Origin of the sequence: Halolamina salina (genome assembly GCF_042678005.1) — an archaeon.
Classification (GTDB): Archaea; Halobacteriota; Halobacteria; order Halobacteriales; family Haloferacaceae; genus Halolamina; species Halolamina salina.
In genome coordinates this window covers 1-3,202 of record NZ_JBHUDH010000045.1, presented here as the reverse complement: position 1 = coordinate 3,202, position 3,202 = coordinate 1, and the positions used below count along the sequence as shown (strand labels likewise).

Genomic DNA, 3,202 nt, shown 5'->3' with positions numbered 1-3,202 from the left:
CGACTCGCCGCCGGCGCGGAGGCTGAACGCCTCCGTCTCCAGTTCGGCGTCGCTGCGGACCGAGGCGACGACGAACTGCCGTCCCTCGGGGGCGACGACGCCGCCCGAGCCCATGATCGACTCGTAGGTCACCGCTTTCTCCGCCACCACGTCGAACACGGCGACGGTGGCGCCGCCGACGGTTCGCTCGGACGCCGCCGGCGGCGGAACCTCGGTGTCGGACGGGGACCCCTTCGGTTCGGTGGGCGAGTCGGTCGGTGAGTCGGTGTTTCCCGGCGTGTCGCCGATGCAGCCGGCGGTCACGAGCGCCGCGGCGAGGCCGAGGCTCCCCGCGAGGAACTCTCGTCTGTTGGAGGGCATCGGCCGAAAATCGGGGCGGCGAGCGTAAGAAGCCTTGTGGGGGCAGAACGGGGCGGCGTTAGGTCAGACCGGCGTCCCGAACGCGTACACCGTCTGGTGGCTGTCGACCTCGACCTCGGCGAAGTCGCCGGGTTCGAGGCCGTGCTCGCTGGCGTTCTGGACGACGATCTGGCGGTAGGCGGAGTCGCGGCACTTCACCGAGTCGCCGGTCCCCTCCTCGACCACCAGCACCTCACGGGTGGTGCCCACGAGCTCCTCGTACGCCTCGGCGACGATCTCCCGCTTGAGTTCGCTCATCGCCTTCGAGCGGTCCTTCTTGGTCTGCCCGCCCAGTCCCTTCATCTCGGCGGCGTCGGTGCCGGGGCGCTTCGAGAAGCGCGTGACGTTCACCTTCTCCGGGCGGACCTCGCGGAACAGCGCCATCGACTGCTCGTGGTCGGCCTCGGTCTCGGTGGGGAAGCCGACGATGAAGTCCGTCGAGAGCGTCCAGTGGTCGAGGGTGTCGTCGAACGTCTCGACGATGTCGACGAACTTCTCGACGCGGTGCTGGCGGCGCATGTCTTCCAGCACGTCGTCGCTGCCGGACTGGACCGGTGCGTGGAGGAAGTCGTACAGCTTCTCGTTCTCGGCGTACACCTCGGCCAGCTCCTCGCGGATGCCGTGGACGCCGCCGGGGTTGGCCATCCCCACCCGGACCCGGAACTCCCCGTCGATGTCGCAGATGCGGTCGAGCAGTTCGGGCAGCTTCCGCTCGCCCTCGTCCCAGCCGTAGACGCCGGTGTCCTGCCCCGTGACGCGGATCTCCTTCGCGCCGGCGTGGACCAGCGCGCGGGCCTTCTCGACGTTCTCCTCGACGCTCGGGGAGTCGATCCGGCCGGTGGCCTGCTTGGTGATGCAGTACGAGCAGTTGCTCATGCAGCCCCGGGCGATGGGGAGGATGCCGACGACGCCGTCCAGCACGGGCTCGACGCCCGGGCCGGGCGTGGGACACTCGCCGTTGGTGACGGCCTCGGGCACGTCGTCCCAGTGGAGCACCTGCGCGTCAAGGTCGGCCTGCTCGAACTCCTCGCTCTGGGCCAGCGCCATGCAGCCGGTGACGATCAGGTCGGCGGTCTGCTCGTCGAGTTCCTGCGCCCGGCGGAGCATGTTGCGCTCGGTCTTCTCGACGACCGTACAGGAGTTGAGAATCGACACGTCCGCCTCTTTCGGCCCGTCCACCCGGTAGTGGCCGGCGTCGCGCAGCGCGCTCTCGATCGACCGACTCTCACCCCGGTTCGACGTACAGCCGTACGTCTCGATGTGGTAACGGGCCATCTTCGTCGGAACTGGGCGAGCGGCGCGCAAAAGCCCGACGGTTCCGTGCCCGTTCGACAGCGAGTCCCGACCGGGAGGAACAGAGGTACTTTCTTGCGCGTGGCCCAGAAATCGAGGGAGTGATGCCCTCCAGACGCGCGTTCCTCGCGGCAGTTAGTACCGGCGTCGCCGGCGGCCTCGCCGGCTGTATCGACGGAGCCAGCGGCGACGGCGCTCCCTCGCCCGGCAGCGACGGGAGCACCGAGTGGCCCGTCCGGAACTACGACCGCTTCGGCACGGCGTACGCCTCCGACGCTGCCGTCCCCCGGTCGGGACCGAGCGAGCGCTTCAGCACGCCCCTCGACGGGACCCCGCGCGGGCGCCCGGTCCTCGCCGGCGGGCGGGTGTTCCAATCCACGTGGGCCGGCATCGAGACGTTCGACGCCGAGAGCGGCGAGAGGCTGTGGACCTTCCGCGAGACGGACGACGAGGGGGCCAGCTACTACACCTCGCCGGCGGTCCACGACGGGATTGCGTACCTCGGCACCGAGTCCGGTCTCGTCGCCGTCGACGCCGAGAACGGCGAGGAGCAGTGGCGGGTCGAAACCGACGGGCGGGTCAGCGCGTCGCCGGTCCCCGGCATCGAGTGGGGGGCGCTGTACGCTGGCAGCGACCGCGGGGAGGTGCTCCGGATCAGCCCGGACGGCGACGTCGAGTGGCGGACCTCGGTGTACGGCGAAGTGACCCATCTGGTCTCGGCCCAGATGGCCGGCGTTACCGCGGCGACCAGCGGGGGCGAACTGTTCACCCTCTACGACGGCCGCGGCCTCTGGCGGCAGAAGGTGCCCGGGAAGGTAACCGCTGTCGCCGGGCGATCCGGGAACGACCTGTTCGTGGCGACGTTCGGCGGCGGCGTCCTCTGTCTCCCGACGGCCGCCCACGCGGGCCGAGTCGCGTGGCACGCCGAGAACGGCCCGGTCGCCGACGGGGCGCTCGTGCTCGCCGACGGCGCGGTGTTCGGCGGCGATCTCTCGGGCGTCGACCGACTCGACGCGGACGACGGGAGCCGAGGGTGGGAACTCGGCGACGACACCTACTCCGTCGCGGCCGCGGGGGACACGCTGTACACCGGCGCCGACGGCGCGGTCGTCGCCCGGCCGCTCTCGGGCGGGACTGGGGTCGGCTCCGCCCGCGTGAACGCCGAGCGGTTCCGGTACGGTATCGGCGAAGAGGCCTCGGCGATGGGCGTGACCCCGGCCGACGGCGCGCTGTTCGCCGGCGTGACCGACAGGGGGGACGGCGAGGAGCGACTGATCGCGTTGGAGTGAGGATCCTGTTTACTCGGGCGCGCCCTCGACGATCTCGACACCCGAACTCGCGCCGATGCGTTCTGCGCCTGCCTCGATCATCGCCATCGCCTCCTCGTAGCTCCCGACGCCGCCGGAGGCCTTGACGGGCAGGTACTCGCTCATCAGCTCCACGTCGGCCACCTCGGCGCCGCCGTCGGCGAAGCCCGTCGAGGTCTTCACCATCTCGGCGCCGGCGGGCT

2 protein-coding genes and 2 pseudogenes are annotated in these 3,202 nt (G+C 70.9%); 1 reads left to right on the top strand and 3 read right to left on the bottom strand.

Annotation, left to right across the window (positions count from 1 at the left end; translation table 11 throughout):
* A pseudogene (locus ACFR9S_RS05390) lies at positions 1-360 on the bottom strand (hypothetical protein); the annotation flags it as partial.
* A gap of 63 nt (positions 361-423) precedes the next feature.
* The gene (locus ACFR9S_RS05385) at positions 424-1,674 is read right to left on the bottom strand and encodes a tRNA (N(6)-L-threonylcarbamoyladenosine(37)-C(2))-methylthiotransferase (protein WP_379731938.1); all 1,251 of its coding nucleotides are present in this window, start codon (positions 1,672-1,674) and stop codon (positions 424-426) included.
* Between the two features lie 122 nt (positions 1,675-1,796).
* On the opposite strand from ACFR9S_RS05385, the gene ACFR9S_RS05380 reads away from it, so the two are divergent.
* On the top strand, positions 1,797-2,981 hold the full coding sequence (locus tag ACFR9S_RS05380) for an outer membrane protein assembly factor BamB family protein (protein WP_379818224.1): 1,185 nt from the start codon (positions 1,797-1,799) through the stop codon (positions 2,979-2,981).
* Between the two features lie 9 nt (positions 2,982-2,990).
* Here the strand turns inward: ACFR9S_RS05380 and ACFR9S_RS05375 are convergent.
* Positions 2,991-3,202 (bottom strand): annotated as a pseudogene (locus ACFR9S_RS05375) (2-deoxyribose-5-phosphate aldolase); the annotation flags it as partial.

What these genes read in the sequence shown, in the direction of transcription:
- ACFR9S_RS05380 (WP_379818224.1), top strand. Translation starts at nt 1,797, where the DNA reads ATGCCCTCCAGACGCGCGTTCCTCGCGGCAGTTAGTACCGGCGTCGCC.
- ACFR9S_RS05385 (WP_379731938.1), bottom strand. Translation starts at nt 1,674, where the DNA reads ATGGCCCGTTACCACATCGAGACGTACGGCTGTACGTCGAACCGGGGT.